The organism is Cutibacterium nasicola (assembly GCF_051303185.1).
Lineage (GTDB): Bacteria > Actinomycetota > Actinomycetes > Propionibacteriales > Propionibacteriaceae > Cutibacterium.
The window spans coordinates 639944-655711 of the sequence record NZ_JBPPGE010000001.1; the positions used below are offsets into that span (position 1 = coordinate 639944).

At 63.7% G+C, this 15768-nt stretch carries 14 protein-coding genes; 8 read left to right on the top strand and 6 right to left on the bottom strand.

The features are described 5' to 3' along the window. Positions 1–87: 87 nt before the first annotated feature. The 3 genes from ftsL to mraZ form a co-directional block, all read right to left on the bottom strand. Positions 88–441, bottom strand: a complete 354-nt coding sequence (gene ftsL / locus ACSJJT_RS03010) for a cell division protein FtsL (protein WP_435917052.1) — start codon at positions 439–441, stop codon at positions 88–90. A gap of 107 nt (positions 442–548) precedes the next feature. After that, positions 549–1562, bottom strand: coding sequence for a 16S rRNA (cytosine(1402)-N(4))-methyltransferase RsmH (gene rsmH / locus ACSJJT_RS03015; protein WP_435916857.1), 1014 nt, complete (start codon positions 1560–1562; stop codon positions 549–551). A gap of 142 nt (positions 1563–1704) precedes the next feature. Beyond that, complete coding sequence (gene mraZ / locus ACSJJT_RS03020) at positions 1705–2133, bottom strand: division/cell wall cluster transcriptional repressor MraZ (protein ID WP_435916858.1); 429 nt, start codon at positions 2131–2133, stop codon at positions 1705–1707. Between the two features lie 300 nt (positions 2134–2433). Here mraZ and ACSJJT_RS03025 point away from each other — a divergent pair, with 300 nt between their 5' ends. From ACSJJT_RS03025 to ACSJJT_RS03035, 3 genes are read left to right on the top strand one after another with little or no spacing between them, the layout of a single operon-like run. Then, the gene (locus ACSJJT_RS03025) at positions 2434–3477 is read left to right on the top strand and encodes an AAA family ATPase (RefSeq protein WP_435916859.1); all 1044 of its coding nucleotides are present in this window, start codon (positions 2434–2436) and stop codon (positions 3475–3477) included. Beyond that, positions 3474–4709 carry a DUF58 domain-containing protein gene (locus ACSJJT_RS03030; RefSeq protein ID WP_435916860.1) on the top strand — a complete coding sequence of 412 codons (1236 nt, stop codon included), beginning with the start codon at positions 3474–3476 and terminating at the stop codon, positions 4707–4709. Before ACSJJT_RS03025 ends, ACSJJT_RS03030 begins: the two co-directional genes overlap by 4 nt. Next, on the top strand, positions 4706–6910 hold the full coding sequence (locus ACSJJT_RS03035) for a transglutaminase TgpA family protein (protein WP_435916861.1): 2205 nt from the start codon (positions 4706–4708) through the stop codon (positions 6908–6910). Before ACSJJT_RS03030 ends, ACSJJT_RS03035 begins: the two co-directional genes overlap by 4 nt. A gap of 49 nt (positions 6911–6959) precedes the next feature. Here ACSJJT_RS03035 and ACSJJT_RS03040 read toward each other — a convergent pair whose 3' ends face one another. After that, entirely contained in the window at positions 6960–7391 is a 432-nt protein-coding gene (locus ACSJJT_RS03040) for a DUF3040 domain-containing protein (protein ID WP_435916862.1), read from the bottom strand. 126 nt (positions 7392–7517) lie between these two features. Between ACSJJT_RS03040 and gcvT the strand changes: the two genes are divergently transcribed. The 3 genes from gcvT to gcvPB are packed head-to-tail and all read left to right on the top strand — an operon-like array spanning position 7518 to position 11958. After that, positions 7518–8633: a glycine cleavage system aminomethyltransferase GcvT gene (gcvT, locus tag ACSJJT_RS03045; protein ID WP_435916863.1), complete on the top strand. Its 1116-nt coding sequence runs from the start codon at positions 7518–7520 to the stop codon at positions 8631–8633. Between the two features lie 44 nt (positions 8634–8677). After that, positions 8678–9049 carry a glycine cleavage system protein GcvH gene (gene gcvH, locus ACSJJT_RS03050; protein WP_435916864.1) on the top strand — a complete coding sequence of 124 codons (372 nt, stop codon included), beginning with the start codon at positions 8678–8680 and terminating at the stop codon, positions 9047–9049. Beyond that, entirely contained in the window at positions 9049–11958 is a 2910-nt protein-coding gene (gene gcvPB, locus ACSJJT_RS03055; RefSeq protein WP_435916865.1) for an aminomethyl-transferring glycine dehydrogenase subunit GcvPB, read from the top strand. Before gcvH ends, gcvPB begins: the two co-directional genes overlap by 1 nt. Before the next feature lie 109 nt (positions 11959–12067). Here gcvPB and ACSJJT_RS03060 read toward each other — a convergent pair whose 3' ends face one another. Next, the gene (locus tag ACSJJT_RS03060) at positions 12068–12760 is read right to left on the bottom strand and encodes a FadR/GntR family transcriptional regulator (RefSeq protein ID WP_435916866.1); all 693 of its coding nucleotides are present in this window, start codon (positions 12758–12760) and stop codon (positions 12068–12070) included. 187 nt (positions 12761–12947) lie between these two features. Continuing rightward, the gene (locus ACSJJT_RS03065; protein ID WP_435917053.1) at positions 12948–13637 is read right to left on the bottom strand and encodes a FadR/GntR family transcriptional regulator; all 690 of its coding nucleotides are present in this window, start codon (positions 13635–13637) and stop codon (positions 12948–12950) included. A gap of 158 nt (positions 13638–13795) precedes the next feature. Between ACSJJT_RS03065 and ACSJJT_RS03070 the strand changes: the two genes are divergently transcribed. Together ACSJJT_RS03070 and ACSJJT_RS03075 are read left to right on the top strand one after the other, a co-directional pair. Then, the gene (locus ACSJJT_RS03070) at positions 13796–14320 is read left to right on the top strand and encodes a gluconokinase (protein WP_435916867.1); all 525 of its coding nucleotides are present in this window, start codon (positions 13796–13798) and stop codon (positions 14318–14320) included. Between the two features lie 28 nt (positions 14321–14348). After that, positions 14349–15719, top strand: a complete 1371-nt coding sequence (locus ACSJJT_RS03075; RefSeq protein ID WP_435916868.1) for a GntT/GntP/DsdX family permease — start codon at positions 14349–14351, stop codon at positions 15717–15719. Positions 15720–15768 lie beyond the last annotated feature (49 nt).

The window sequence follows — 15768 nt, forward strand, 5'->3', positions numbered from 1 at the left end:
GTCGTGATGACGTGGATCCATGCCCGGAGACAGGAGGTCGGGCGGAACCGGGACGTCGAGTCGGGCCGCTGGGGCGCCGGGAATCACTCACGGCTGACCCACCCTTGGCTTGGCCGTCTCACCGATGACTCCTGGCACCTCCTTGCCGTCGACCTTCGTCTGGGTTCCCCTCACCTTGCCAGTACGCAGGTCGATGTAAGAACCATAGGGGTTGGGTCTCATGCCGAGTTTCTTGGCCTCTTCCTGCAGGTTCTGCGGTCCTCGCAGATGGTCGACCTCAGAGCCCAGCACGGCCTGCTGATGCTGCAGGACGTCGAGATTGCGCGTCTCCTGGGCAATCTGCATGGACTGCGCCTGGATCGTGGTGTTGAGTACCAGGAGCCCGGCCAGTCCGGCAGCCAGCATGACGGCGATGAGGATGGCGAAGCCGAGTCGGCCCATCCGCTGCTGCTGAACCTTCTGCGGCAAGGCTCGCAGCACAGGACGCAACGGGGCTGTACGCGCTGCGGCAGCCTTGGCCGACTGGGGACGCGGTGCTGGTTCGGCGCTCATCGGCTCTCCTTGGTCGCATGCTGACGGCTGATGGATCCCGGACGGACCCGCTCAATGACCCGCAACCGTGCTGACGCGGATCGTGGATTCGTGGACACTTCATCGGCGTCAGGGCGTTCAGCTCCTCGAGTGACAGGGCTGAACTTGGCTGCCATTGACTCCGGAACCATCGGCAGACCCGCTGGCGCGGTATCGGCGCAGGCGTCGCGGAAGACTTCCTTGACCGGTCGATCCTCCAGGGAGTGATAGGCAAGCACTGCCATCCGACCACCGACGGCAAGCCGGTCGAGTGCGCGCGGAAGTACCGCAGGAAGGGTCTCCATCTCACGATTGACGGCAATGCGCAGCGCCTGGAAGGTGCGCTTGGCGGGATGGCCCGAGCGCTTGTGCCGGACAGCCGCGGGGATCGCGTCGGTGATGACGTCGACGAGGTGTCCGGAGGTCTCAATGGGGTGACGGTCACGCTCGACGACGATGGCGCGCACGATGCGATCGGCGAACTTCTCCTCGCCGTACTCTCGCAGGATCCGCACCAAGTCACCTGGGGCGGACTCGTTGACGATCTCGGCAGCAGTGCGTCCGTCGGACTGGTCCATGCGCATATCCAATGGGGAGTCCACGGAGTATGAGAACCCGCGGCCCACCTCGTCGATCTGCAGGGAGGACAGCCCGAGATCAAGCAGCACCGAATCCACGCGTTCCAGCCCAAGGTCATCGAGAACTTCGCAGAGCTCGTCATGGACGGCATGGACGAGGTGGACGCGATTCCCGAACGGCTCGAGGCGCGCACCCGCCATGGCCAGGGCCTGCTGATCGCGGTCGACACCGACGAGGTGCACGTGAGGGAACCGTTTCAGAACGGCTTCGGCGTGGCCTGCCATGCCGAGGGTGCCATCAACGTGGACGGGATTGTCGCCCTCCAGCACCGGGGCGAGAAGGTCAAGAATGCGGGCGCGCATGACGGGGATGTGAACGGCATCGCAGCCGATGGCATCGGTCGCCATGAGCATCCCCTCCCCAGCATGGACTGCCAGCAACGTCTTCGACCGGTGTCGACGACCCGTGACCCGGGGTTCCGTTCCGGCTGGACCACCTGGCACAGGGGAAGTTGTGTCAGGGTGCCCGGTCGGACCGGAGCCGCGGATCACGCGATCACTGTTCGGCGAAGACCTCCTCATTCATGTCGGCGAAGGCCTCCTCCTGGGCTTCGGAGTACTTCTCCCACTCGGCGGCGTCCCACACCTCGACACGGGTGATCGCACCCACCACGACGATCTCTTTGTCGAGACCGGCATAGCGCCTCAGCATCGGCGGAATCATGACCCGTCCTTGCTTGTCAGGAGCGGTGTCACTGGCACCGGCTGCCAGCATGCGCTGGTAGTCACGAACCTTCTTGACGCTCACCGAACCCTTGGCGATCTCCCGGGTCATTTCCACGAAGGTTTCGGTCGGGTAGATCGCCAGACACCTGTCCTGGCCCCTGGTGATGACCAACCCGTCGTCCAACTCGTCGCGGAACTTCGCCGGCAGGAAGAAGCGGCCTTTGTCGTCGAGCCTTGGAGTGTGCGTACCCAGGAACACCGGGCACCTCCTTGCTCCACGATCGAGGCGATCTCCTCCATTTGCCTCCACTATACTCCACAACGCTCCACAAAGCCACCATCCTGACTCCTCGACCCCCACTTCTCCCCACTCCCACCGCGTGATGACGCGGTGACGTAGGTGTCAGGAATGTCAATGCGAGTCTGAGAAGACCGTTCGCCCCTGTTCGAGGGGGCGGCAGCAGCAATGGGGGACATCACCGTCAGAAGGTCCAGATAGCATCAGTAGGTCCGGATAGCATGAACTCCGGTCATTGCCGTGCACGTCAGGAGGACTCCGTTGAGCCACCAGGAACCGCAGCCGGTCAACCCGGCCCATGCCCAACCCCTCCACGCCGTCGCGGCGACAACAGCGACGATTGACGACGTGGTGACCGTCACGAATGCCATCCGCTCGACCGTGGCGGGAGTCATCGAGGGCAAGGACGAACGCATAGACACCGCCCTCGTCGTCCTGCTAGCCCAAGGCCATCTCCTGGTGGAGGACGTCCCCGGCGTCGGCAAGACGATGATCGCCCGTGCGCTCGGTCGCGCCATTGACTGCACCGTGCATCGCATCCAGTTCACACCGGACCTGCTGCCCTCCGACATCACCGGTGTCAGCGTCTACGACCAGGATGAGAGGGAGTTCGTCTTCAAACCCGGCGGAATCTTCGCCAACATCGTCGTCGGCGATGAGATCAATCGAGCCTCCCCCAAGACCCAGTCCGCCCTCCTCGAGGCGATGGCCGAGCGTCAGGTCTCAGCGGATGGTCAGACTCACGTCCTCGATGCCCCCTTCATGGTGATGGCCACCCAGAATCCCGTTGAGATGGAGGGCACCTACCGCCTGCCGGAGGCCCAGCGCGACCGCTTCATGGCCCGCATCACCATGGGATACCCGACTCGTTCCGCCGAGCTCGCCATGCTCGAACACCACGGTGCAGCCTCACCTCTCGGCGAGGCCACCCCGGTCACCGATGCCGAGACGGTTCGGAGCCTCATCTCGGCTGTTCTCAAAGTCCACGTGGCAACCGACATCCACGGGTATGTCCTGGACATCGTCGCTGCGACTCGCAGTCACGAGTCCATTCGATTGGGAGCGTCTCCACGTGCCGCCCTACACCTGATTCGGGCCTGCCGAGCTCGCGCTGCCATGAGTGGCCGTGACTACGTCATCCCTGACGACGTCCAGGTCCTCGCCGCACCGATCCTGGCTCACCGTCTGGTGCTCTCAGGACGAAGCGGGGTCGGGAACCGCGACACTGCCCGAACCTCCGAGTCTCTCATCGACTCGATCCTGCGTCAGGTGCCGTTGCCCAAGCGGACCCATGAGGACCGATGAATTCCTCAGCGGCATCCAACTCCCCTCACCGCTGGGGGGTTCTCACCGCGCGGGGGCGTGCCGTCGGAATCGTCGGCATCACCCTGACGGTCATCGGCTTGAGCATTGATCAACGGGACCTGGCCCGGATCGGCATACTCCTCGTCCTGCTGCCTCTGGTCGCCATTGCTGTCGTGGCATGGTGTCGTCCACGGGTCCGAACCGCTCGGAGTCTGGCTCCGGTGCGGATGCCGTTGGGGTCCGAGGCCGTCGAGACCGTGACGGTGGAGCGTCGTGGAGGATTGCCACTGGCAGCGGCGCGATTCACTGACGCCCTACCCGCCGCTCTGGGCCAGGCTCGGTGGTCGTCCGGAATGATTCAGACGCCCGTCGTTCCCACCACTCGTGGCCGATTCATGATCGGGCCAGTCATGATGCGTACCGTCGACCCCTTCGGCATGGCCTGTCGTCACACCGACCTCGGGGAGACAGCGGAAGTCGTCGTGACGCCGAGAATCGTCGACCTGGGAGCTTCCGGGGAGCTCGGTAGCCAGGGTTTCGACACCAGATCCCCCGCCACCAGTGCTGGTAGGCGCGGTCCCGATGACGCCATGGTGCGCGACTGGCGCACCGGGGACACGGTACGACGTATCCACTGGCGATCCACGGCACACCGCGGCGACCTCATGGTTCGTCGTGAGGAACAGGCCTGGAATCCATCGGTGGTGGTCGTGCTGGACTCCCGCGCTCGTCGCCACGCCGGCACCGGCCCCAATGCCTCCTTCGAATGGGCCGTCAACTCGGTGGCGTCCATCGCCACTCGTCTCAAGACGGACGGATACGTCACTCATGTCTGTGATTCGGCCGGCCCACTCACCGGCGATCTACTCGAAGCTCTCGTCGACGAACCGCTGCGCCCCGACAACACCCTTGACGAGACGGTCGAATCCTGTCAGGGAACAGACGGCCCAGCCATCGCGATCCTCGGCAGGTTGGAATCGACCGACATCGAGAATCTCGTGGACCTGAGACGAGACCGTGTCGCTGGGCTCGCCCTTGTCCTCGACGCCGACACCTTCACGGCGCGACGATTCCGAGGAACCATTGAGCAGGCCGCAGAACACCAACAAGCCCTGACCAAGCTGTCCGATGCCGGGTGGAAGGTTGTTCCCGTTGATTCCCGCACCTCCATCGAGTCAGCATGGCACGATCTGCTCCACCTGTTCCACGACGGGAGGACGGCGGCATCATGAACACCCCACGTCGCGCCGCTCAGCCTGAATCCCGACTCTCGGAGTTCCTCGGACCAGCCGAGCAGCCACCCGAGTACTCCCACGAGGTGGCGATCCATCTTGCCGTGGCCCTTGCCATGATTCTGGCAACCCTGTCGCTGTCAGATCTCACCACCGACCCCTGGTACTGGATTGGACCGACGGCCTTCATCGTCGTCCTGGAAGCCCTCGCACTGCTGTGCCGACGTCATCACTGGGACCACGCCGAGGTGCAGGGTGTACAAGCCGTCATCGTCGTCATCGCCGCCGTGATGGGAGGAATCTGCGCATCCGCTGCCGGTTCGTCAGACGGCTTCCTGCGTCTCTACCGAGACACCATCACCCTCATCCAGACAACCCACGGCCCGCTGCCCCCATCAATCGGAGTCATCTGGTTGGCGACGACTGTGGTCGGCGTCCTCACTGTCCTGACGGATCTGTTCACCATCACCTTGGAGAGCCCAGGATGGTCCCTCGCCCCGCTGCTGGTCACGCATCTCGCCGCTGTCCTGGCAGCCACCGATGATGCCCCGTGGTGGAGTTTTGTCCTGGTCGCAGCAGGCTGGCTTCTCATCCTCGCCGTCGATCACGCGCTGCGTGGCGGCGGTCACCTGACCAGATTGTCAGCAGTCATCATCGGAGCCATCACCATCGCTCTCGCGACAGTTCTCACGACCATCGCTCCGGTATGGGGCCACGTCGAGACGGCTCGCCCGTCAGGAGTCCCATCGGCTCCCGTGCACATGCGTAATCCCACCATTGACCTGCGCCGCAACCTCCACAACACGTCGACGACCCCGGTGATCGACTACCTGACCAACAGTCCGGACGGCGAGTACCTGCGCACAACCTCCCTGTCCAAGATGACGGATCGAGGATGGGGGCTCATCCCGGTCGACCTGAAGCGCTCTGCTCCCGGACAGGTCCCGGGCTTGACCGGCCATTCGCAGACCCGCACCGTCGACGTCACCATCAACGGCTTCTCGTCGCAGTACCTGCCGGCCCCCTACGGTCCGATCGACGCCGACGTCGACCAGACCTGGGCCTGGGACCCCGACAGTCTGACGATCGTCTCGACCTCCGCCGATCACGATCATGCGACTGACGACATGCAGTACAGCATCTCCGCTCAGGAGCCGGACCCTGATCCAGCGACCTTCGACGATGCGAAGGCCGGTACTCCTGACAACACGGTCTACACCGATGTCCCGGACACAGTTCCGACTGGCATCAAGGAGTTGACACAGCGAGTCGTCAAGGGAAAGACCGCCCCGGTGGTCAAGGCCATCGCCATCCAGAACTGGCTGCGTGACGGCTCCCGATTCCATTACGACATCAACGCCCCCGAGGGTGACGGCTTCCAGATTCTCGAGACCTTCTTGCTGCAAACCCACCGGGGGTACTGCATCCACTTCGCCGCATCAATGGCACTCATGGCCCGCATCGAGGGGATCCCGTCACGGGTTTCCGTCGGATTCCTCCCCGGAGACCACAAAGGTGACAGCTGGAAGGTGCGCGCCAACCAGATGCACGCATGGCCGGAGTTGTACTTCCAGGGCTACGGATGGGTGAGGTTCGAGCCAACCGCCACGGTGGCCCCGGCACCAGCCTGGACCCGTAAGGCAGCCGCAAACCCCGCTCCCACTCCAACCACGTCGGCCAGCCCGACCCCCTCGCCCCAACCGTCGGCCTCGATGTCATCGACGCCGTCGCCTGCGGCCTCCAGCACCGCGACGACGTCAAGCAGCCCGGTTCCCGTCAGCAACACCGAACACCGCGGTGTCAACTGGCCGATCGTCCTCGGAGTGCTGATCGTCCTGCTCCTGCTCGTCGTGCCGATGCTCATCCGCATCCTCATCTCCCGACGCCGACTCTCGAGCGATTCGGCAGCCGACACCTGGCACGAGTTGCGTAGCCTGTGGATTGACCATGGATTGCCCTGGCCCGACGGCACGCCTCGTCGCCAGGCCACCGCCCTGACCCAGGACATGGATGAGTCCACCGGTCAAGCCGTCCACCGGCTGGCCCTGGCTGAGGAGAGGGACCGCTGGTCAGGTAGGGAAGGTCGTTATGACTCGATGGCTTCCGACCTCACGGCGGTCAAGGACTGGCTCACACGAACGCGCACCCCCAAGCCACACTGGTTGGCTGTCTGGATGCCGACGTCCCTCTTCAAGCGGTAAGCCTCATCGCGACTGACGACAGCGCCTCATCGCGACTGACGACAGCGCCTCATCGCGACTGACGTCGACGCCACCTCTCCTCCATCCGAGCGGTGAAGGAGTCAGGATTGGTCTGCCAGTTCCCCCCACGCGGTCGGATTCCGCTACTGCCCGGCATGGCGCCTTGGCCCGTCGACACCAGTACCCCGACCGCCACGACCATGGTCACGAAACCGACGACGGCGAGGAGGCCACTGCTCACCACAGCGCCTCCGACGACTCCTGCCAAGCCCAGCAATACCATGCCCGAGCCAAGGAGGATCTGACGACGACAGGCTTGACGGCGACGCATCCGCCGCTGATCCAGGGCATTCTCGGCGGGGTGGGGACGACCGGTCGCCGAGGCCTTCCGGGAGAACGATCGGGCAAAGGCAGGATCGTCGCTGGACAGGTATTCCTCGAGCTCGGCAAGGCGCCGCTGCTCCTCTGCTGACAAGGGCATCTCGAACTCCTACCTGGCCTGCCACGGAGTTCGCGGGGGTGGACTCCGTCGTACGTCACCGAGTCTACTTCCTCGGTTCTGACTACGGGCAAGCACACGGTCCCACGTCATGCCATACTTCCAAGCATGAGCACGCTTCGACGTACACCACTGGCGGCAGTACACGAGAGCCTCGGAGCATCCTTCACCGATTTCGCGGGCTGGAACATGCCCGTGCGGTACTCCTCAGACCTGGCTGAACACCACGCCGTCCGCAAGAATGCCGGCATCTTCGACCTGTCCCACATGGGCGAGATCAGAATCTCCGGGCCCGATGCCGGAGCAGCCCTCGACCACGCCCTGGCAGGCAAACTTTCGGCTGTCGCCGAAGGCTGCGCGAAATACTCCCTCATGCTGACCGAGGCCGGCGGTATCGTTGATGACTTGGTGACCTATCACTTGCCTGACGGTGACTACCTCGTCGTTGCCAACGCTGCCAACGCTGACACTGATCTGACTGAGTTCACCACGAGGTGCGCCAACTTCGACGTCACCGTCTCTGACGAATCAGCTCAGACAGCCCTCGTCGCAGTGCAGGGACCCAAGGCCGTCCAGATTGTGCTGGCAGCCCTGACGAAGACCGACACCACCCTCGATCCCGACGAGGTCCGCGACGTCAAGTACTACCGCTGCCTGACCGGAGAGCTCGATGGCTCCCCCATCCTCGTCGCCCGTACCGGATACACCGGTGAGGACGGTTACGAGCTGTACGTGCCGGCCGAGTCCGCCGAACACCTCTGGAACCTCCTCATGGAAGTCGGCGGCGAGGACCTCACCCCGTGTGGTCTCGCCTGCCGCGACACCCTGCGCCTGGAAGCCGGTATGCCCCTCTACGGGCATGAGCTGGGAACCGACATCCATCCTTCCCAGGCTGGGCTCGGACGAGTCGTCAACGTCAAGAAGGAGGGTGACTTCGTCGGTCGCTGCGCCCTCGAGAACCGTGAGACGACTGATGACCGCGTTCTCGTCGGTCTGGCTGGCGAGGGACGGCGGGCGGGCCGTGCTGGCTACGCCGTCATGAATGAGGGCAAGGAGGTCGGGTCCATCACCTCCGGCATCCTCTCCCCCACCCTGGGCCATCCGATCGCGATGGCCTTCGTCGATCCCAATGTCGCCGAGCACGGCACCTCGCTCAGCGTCGACGTGCGAGGCAAGACCCTCGACGTCACCGTCGTTGGGCTGCCCTTTTACAAGCGTTCCTGACCTCGACCACCAACCCCATACCAAACAACTCATGAGGAGCAGACATGGAACTGTCCGATCTCAAGTACTCCGCCGAACACGAGTGGGTCGCCGTTGACGGCGGCACCGTGACGGTCGGTATCACCGACTACGCCGCCGAGGCCCTGGGCGACGTCGTCTTCGTCGACACTCCCGAGACCGGCAGCGAGGTCCAGGCCGGATCGACCGTCGGTGAGGTCGAGTCCACCAAGTCGGTCTCTGACCTCTTCAGCCCGGTGACCGGTACCGTCTGCGAGGTCAACGAGGCCATTTCCGAGTCCCCCGAGCTCGTCAACTCCGACCCCTTCGGCCAGGGATGGCTGTTCAAGGTTACCGGCGGACAGCTGGCCGATGACCTCATGGACCGCGACGCCTACCGCAAGCTCACCACCGAGTGATGACGATGACTGATCACGCTGAGGATCGGCGCGGCCCCGAGGGGTCGCGCCCCTTCTCGAGCCGCCACGTTGGGCCCGTCGACGAGGACCTGCGATACATCGCCGAGGCAGTCGGAGTGACCAGCTGCGCACAAGTAGTTCGCGACGCCATCCCGGCCTCTGTTCTCAAGCTGGCGGGCAATGGTTCCTCCGTCCACACCCCGAGCCTGCCTCCGGCCACCGATGAGGCGACTGCCCGGGCCGAGCTCGTTGACATTGTGAGGGACAACCGCATCACCCACGCCCTCATCGGACGTGGTTACTACGGAACCCTGACCCCGCCGGTGATCCGCCGAAACATCCTGGAGAACCCCTCCTGGTACACCGCCTACACCCCGTACCAGCCGGAGATCTCCCAGGGTCGTCTCGAAGTCCTGACGATCTACCAGCAGCTCATCACCGATCTCACCGGTCTGGCTCTGGCGAACTCCTCCTTGCTCGACGAAGCCACCGCGGCATCCGAGGGGATGCTGTTGGCCCGCCGCGCGTCCCGCAAGGTGGCCTCAAACCGTTTCCTCATCCACACCCACGTCTTCGACCAGGTTCGAGACGTCGTCCTCGGGCATGCCGAGGCAGCGGGCATCGAGGTCGTCAAGGTGGACCTGCGCAATCCGGGGTCCTGGCGACCCGAGGTGGAGGCTGGCTGTTTCGGCGTGCTGGCCCCTTACCCGGACAGCACCGGCGGGCTGTGGAATCCTTCCGAGGTTTTCGAGGCCGTCCACCAGGCCGGCGGTATCGCCATCGCCGAGTGCGACATCCTCGCACTGACCCTCGTGACTCCGCCCGGAGAACTCGGTGCAGACGTCGCCGTCGGCTCCTCGCAGCGCTTCGGGGTACCTATGGGCAACGGCGGACCGCACGCAGCATACATGTCGGTGCGCGCCGGGCTCGAGCGTCAGATACCGGGACGCCTGGTGGGCGTCTCGACTGACGCCGACGGCAACCCTGCATACCGTCTGGCCCTCCAGACCCGCGAGCAGCACATCCGTCGAGACAAGGCCACCAGCAACATCTGTACTGCTCAGGTGCTCCTTGCTGTCGTCGCCGCCGCGTTCGCCATCTGGCACGGCCCAAAAGGACTCACCCGGATCGCGACACAGGTACACGATCGTGCTCGCCAGCTCACCTCTGCCCTTCGCGCTGGTGGCCTTGACGTCTCCGATGAGCTGTTCTTCGACACCATCCGCATTACTGCCAAGGATGGTGCCAAGAAGCTGTGGAACAGGGCCCGTGAAGGCGGCTACACACTCGATCTCGTTGACGAGGACACCCTTCAGATCGCCGTGGACGAGTTCTGGCCGGAGGATCTGCGCCGCACGAGCGACTTCATGACTCACCCGGTGTTCTCCAGCTACCACACCGAGACCGCCATGATGCGTTATCTCAAGAGGTTGGCGGATCGTGACTACGGCTTGGACCGCGGCATGATTCCGCTCGGCTCATGCACCATGAAGCTCAATGCGGCAGCCGAGATGGAGGCCATGACCTGGCCAGAATTAGGCCAGATGCATCCTTTTGCCCCGGTGGAGGACCAAGCCGGAAGCCTGCGACTCATCCGCGACCTGGAGATCTGGCTCGCCGAACTCACCGGCTACGACACCGTCTCCCTGCAGCCCAACGCGGGCTCCCAGGGCGAGTACACCGGTCTGGCAGCCATTCGTGGCTATCACCTGTCTCGCGGGGACACCGAGCGCAATGTGTGTCTCGTTCCCGCCTCGGCACACGGCACCAACGCCGCGTCGGCCGCTCTGGCAGGTCTCAAGGTCGTTGTCGTCAAGTCCAATGACGATGGCACCATCGACCGCGACGCCCTGGCTGCCAAGATCGCCGAGAACGAGGGTCGCGTCGCCGCAATCATGATCACCTACCCGTCGACCCATGGCGTCTACGAGGACGGTGTGCGTCAGGTCTGTGACATGGTCCACGAGGCTGGCGGACAGGTCTACATCGACGGGGCGAACTTCAACGCCCTGGTCGGGTGGGGACAGTTCGGTCGTATTGGCGGTGACGTCAGCCATCTCAACCTGCACAAGACCTTCGCCATCCCCCATGGTGGCGGCGGTCCCGGTGTTGGCCCGGTGGCGGCCAAGGCGCACCTGGCTCGCTTCCTGCCAGGTCACCCACTCAACCCACGCAACGAGCACCCGCTCAATGGGGGCGGAACGGTGGCCCATGACGGTCCCGCGGTGTCCGCGGCCCCGTACGGATCGGTGTCCGTGCTGCCCATTTCGTGGGCATACCTGCGACTCATGGGTCTCGAGGGCCTGCAGTTCGCGACGGAGCTGGCGGTCCTCAACGCCAACTACATTGCGCACCGCATTCAGGACAAGATTCCGGTCCTCTACACCGGTCAGAACGGTTACGTGGCTCACGAGTGCATCCTCGACCTGCGACCGCTGACGGCTGAGACGGGCATCACCGTTGACGACGTTGCCAAGCGTCTCATCGACTACGGCTTCCACGCCCCGACGATGAGCTTCCCGGTTGCCGGAACCCTCATGGTTGAACCGACCGAGTCGGAGGACCTCTCCGAGCTGGACCGCTTCTGCGACGCGATGCTGGCGATCGTCGCGGAGGCTCGGATGGTGCAGTCGGGCCACTGGCCTGCCGATGACAACCCGCTCGTCAATGCTCCGCACCCGGCTGCCCGACTGGTAGCTGACGAGTGGAACCATCCCTACTCCCGCGAATTGGGATGCTACCCCGGTATGCACCTGGGTGTGCGGCGCGACCAGGAACGTGGGTTGAACGTCAGCGCCTTCACCCGAATCCAGGCCAAGTACTGGCCTCCGGTGAGCAGGGTCGACAACACCTACGGAGACCGTCACCTGGTGTGCACGTGTCCGCCCCCGGAGGCATTCGACGACTGAGTCGTTGGAGGACGGACCAGAGTCAGAACTGGTTGGGTCCCGATCCACACGGATCGGGACCCAACCAGTTGTTCGTCAGGACGGTGCCAGCCTCTCGGCCCCGGTCGTGTCAGAACGATGCATGGGAGATGACCCGGCCGAGCCCCAGGACAAGGGCACGGGTGGCACGCTCAGCAGCGTCGGGATCGCTCATCGTGATGGCGTCGAGAATGTCACGATGCTGGACCAGGTTGGTGCGATCCTCCTCGGACAGTTCTCGGTCCTCATACTGTTCGGCAAGGTAACTGAGCATCATCGGGACGTGAGCGACGTACAACGGATTGCGAGTGGCCGCGAGAAGGCCACGGTGGAAAGCATGGTCGTGGTGGGCAAAGCCTTTCGAGTCACCATTGCGAATGGCCTCCGTCATGCCGGACACGGCATCCTGCAACAATTTGAGGTCGGCCCCGTCAGCACGCCGGGCCGCGAGTCGTGCCGCAGTGGGTTCCAGCGCAATGCGTAGCTCGTTCGTCCAGCCCATCTCCTGCTCACGCTTGTTACCGGACATGTGCCAGTGCACTACTTTGGGCGACAGAACATCCCACTGATGAGGTGGCAACACTGTCACACCAACATGGCGTCGGGAGCGCACCAGGTTCAAGGACTCGAGAATCTTGACTGCCTCGCGGCAGACGGAACGGGACGCTCCCGACTCCTGCTCAATGTCCTCCAACCGCAGCACGGCATCGGCTTGAAGATCACCGTCGACGATGCGAGCACCCAAACGGCTTGCGACCGATGAAGCGAGGAATTCCTGAGGCATGAGAAGAACGGTAACGCATGCCTACCTACGAGGTTCAATTTTCCTTGGGAAAACGCACCAAGTGGTATTGTCAAAGCCGTTCTGATAATGATTTTCACCCCATTCATAAGATGTTTACACATCCTCGAGACAGGATTTCTCCGAGCTGTGACCTTCATGGGAAGGTGAAGGCCTTTCGAGGCGATGATCACCGTGCGCTCATCGCATGGTGAGCCTCCGTGACGATCTGCCTCATGGCGCCGGAAGCAGCCTTTGGATCATGGGCGGCAACCGCGTCCGCAATGCTGCGATGGAACTCAATTGCCTCTTGCCTGGGTTTGAAGGGCATGAGGTGAGTACGACCCTCCAGGACGGCAGCAACAATCGTGACGTGAGAGGCGACGAGCGGGTTGTGAGAAGCCTGGAGCAGCGTGGTGTGGAAATCGATGTCGCAGCGCAGATACTCGTTGAGATCACCATCAGCAGCAGCCGCGATCATCCCCGTGACGGCCAGGGCCATCGTCGTCGCTTCTTCTAGAGTGGCGCGCTTGGCAGCCAACTCTGCCGCCAACGGCTCAACAGCTGACCTCAACTCGCTGATCCAGGTGATTTCCTCATCCCTCCTGGGGCCAGTCAGAAACCACTCAATGACAGCCGGGGAACTGACGTCCCACTCCGATTCATCCGTGACGACAATACCGACCCGGCGCCGGGCACGCACCATGTGAAGAGCTTCGAGAAGCTTGACGGCTTCTCGGGTGACAGACCTGGAAACTCCGAATTCTGCGTCAAGTTCCTCGAGCCTCATGGCTGTCCCAGGAACGACGTCGCCACTGACGATCCGAGCTCCGATGACGTTCGCGACCGTGATGGCCATTGAGGACTCTGACATGGCCACAAGCCTAGCGATACCAACCCCGCCCACCTGGCGCGCAACGACGTCGCGACCCCTCTTCTCGGGATATGAGGTCAAATCATATTTCTCTATACAGATATGATCTCAACGCGTACACTCGGTTAGGTCAACGACGACCAAGACTTCCGGAGAGGACCTTCATGAGTGCCATCCACTCGCGCCGCCGCGTGCCACCAATCGTTGTCATGGGTGTAGCTGGAGCTGGCAAGACGGACATTGGAGCCATGCTCGCCCAACGCCTCGACGTGGACTTCATGGACGGCGACGACCTTCACCCCCAGGCCAACATCGACAAGATGGCTTCCGGTCGTCCCCTCAACGACGACGACCGACGTCCTTGGTTGTCGAACGTCGCAACCTGGCTCGGTGAGCGCACTGACGACGGAGCCGTCGTGGCGTGCTCGGCCCTCAAGCGCATCTACCGCGATCAACTGCGGGATGCCTGCCCGGACCTCGTCTTCGTCCACCTCGCGGGCGACCGTGAGGTCGTCACCCAGCGAGTCGAGGCTCGCGCCGGTCACTTCATGCCAGCCAGCCTCGTTGACTCCCAGTACGCCACCCTCGAACCCCTTGCCGCCGACGAGGTGGGCGTCACCCTCAATTTCGACGCATCCCGAGAGGAACTCACCAACGAGGCAGCCACCTGGTTGGCCAACCTCGACTGACACCACAACCGGACTCAAGGAGGAGTCAATGCCCGTCATCCTCGAGACGACAGCTGGCACCGGCCAGTTGATCGCGGCAGCCATCATCGGCTTCGCCGTCATCATCGCCCTCATCACCAAGTTCAAGCTGCACCCCTTCCTCTCCCTGACGATCGGTGCATTGGTCGTCGGAGCCATCGCCCAGCTCTCCCTCGCGGAGATGTTGGAGGCCTACTCCGCGGGAGTGGGATCGACGGTCGCCTCGGTCGGCGTCCTCATCGCCTTGGGTGCGATCATCGGCAAATTGCTCGCCGACTCCGGTGGCGCTGACGAGATCGTCGACACCCTGGTGTCCAAGGCCTCTCCGGCCACCCTGCCGTGGGCCATGGCCCTCATCGGCGCCGTCATCGGCCTACCGATGTTCTTCGAGATCGGCCTGGTGCTGCTGGTCCCCGTCATCCTGTTGGTGACTCGCCGGTCCAAGCTGCCCCTCATGAGGGTCGCCATTCCGGCCCTGGCCGGCCTGTCGACGATGCACGCCCTCGTCCCACCACATCCTGGCCCGCTGGCTGCCATCGGACTGTTGAAGGCCGACCTCGGCGTGACCCTGGGCCTGGGCGTCCTCATCGCCATTCCGACGGTCGTCGTCGCCGGTCCGCTCTTCTCGCGTCTGGCTGCCCGCTGGGTACCCGTCGACGCCCCTGACCTCTTCCTCAATTCCGACGAGAACGGACGTTCCGGCATCGCCCCCGGCCACCCGAGGTTCTCGGTCACCCTCATGACCGTCCTGCTGCCAGTGATCCTCATGATGGGCAAGGCCTTCGCTGACATCTTCGCCGCGAAGGGAACCGTCGTCCGTGACGTCCTGGACTTCCTGGGGCAGCCGATGTTCGCCCTACTGCTGACCACTCTGCTGGCGATCTTCACCTTGGGCAAGGCTTCCGGGATGGACAAGGAGGCCATCAGCGACAGCATCGGGGCCTCCCTTCCCCCGATCGCAGGCATCCTCCTCATCGTCGCCGCCGGCGGCGGTTTCAAGCAGATCCTCGTCGACACCGGCATCGCGAAGCTGCTGGCCAATGGCATCACCGGATCTTCCGTTTCCCCGTTGCTGATGGCCTGGTTGGTGGCCGTCGTCATCCGGTTGGCGACCGGTTCAGCAACCGTCGCAACCGTCACCGCTGCGGGCATCCTCGAACCGATGGTCGCCACATTGCCGCCCACTCATGCCGCCCTGCTGGTGCTCGCCATCGGCTGTGGTTCGGTCTTCTTCTCCCACGTCAATGACGCCGGCTTCTGGCTCATCAAGGAGTACTTCGGCATCTCCGTGGGCGAGAACATCAAGAGCTGGTCCCTCATGGAGACGGTGCTGTCGGTCTGCGGCCTGCTGCTGGTGCTGCTGGTCTCCGTCATCGTCTGACCTCACCTGCACCGACAACGACCCCGAAACCACACGACGGTCGGTTCCC

Bases quoted from the DNA above. Each gene is read 5' to 3' on its own strand.
- gcvPB (WP_435916865.1), top strand. From the start codon at position 9,049: ATGACGATGACTGATCACGCTGAGGATCGGCGCGGCCCCGAGGGGTCG.
- gcvT (WP_435916863.1), top strand. From the start codon at position 7,518: ATGAGCACGCTTCGACGTACACCACTGGCGGCAGTACACGAGAGCCTC.
- gcvH (WP_435916864.1), top strand. From the start codon at position 8,678: ATGGAACTGTCCGATCTCAAGTACTCCGCCGAACACGAGTGGGTCGCC.
- ACSJJT_RS03040 (WP_435916862.1), bottom strand. From the start codon at position 7,391: ATGCCCTTGTCAGCAGAGGAGCAGCGGCGCCTTGCCGAGCTCGAGGAA.
- ACSJJT_RS03060 (WP_435916866.1), bottom strand. From the start codon at position 12,760: ATGCCTCAGGAATTCCTCGCTTCATCGGTCGCAAGCCGTTTGGGTGCT.
- ftsL (WP_435917052.1), bottom strand. From the start codon at position 441: ATGGGCCGACTCGGCTTCGCCATCCTCATCGCCGTCATGCTGGCTGCC.
- ACSJJT_RS03035 (WP_435916861.1), top strand. From the start codon at position 4,706: ATGAACACCCCACGTCGCGCCGCTCAGCCTGAATCCCGACTCTCGGAG.
- ACSJJT_RS03075 (WP_435916868.1), top strand. From the start codon at position 14,349: ATGCCCGTCATCCTCGAGACGACAGCTGGCACCGGCCAGTTGATCGCG.
- ACSJJT_RS03070 (WP_435916867.1), top strand. From the start codon at position 13,796: ATGAGTGCCATCCACTCGCGCCGCCGCGTGCCACCAATCGTTGTCATG.
- rsmH (WP_435916857.1), bottom strand. From the start codon at position 1,562: ATGCTCATGGCGACCGATGCCATCGGCTGCGATGCCGTTCACATCCCC.
- ACSJJT_RS03030 (WP_435916860.1), top strand. From the start codon at position 3,474: ATGAATTCCTCAGCGGCATCCAACTCCCCTCACCGCTGGGGGGTTCTC.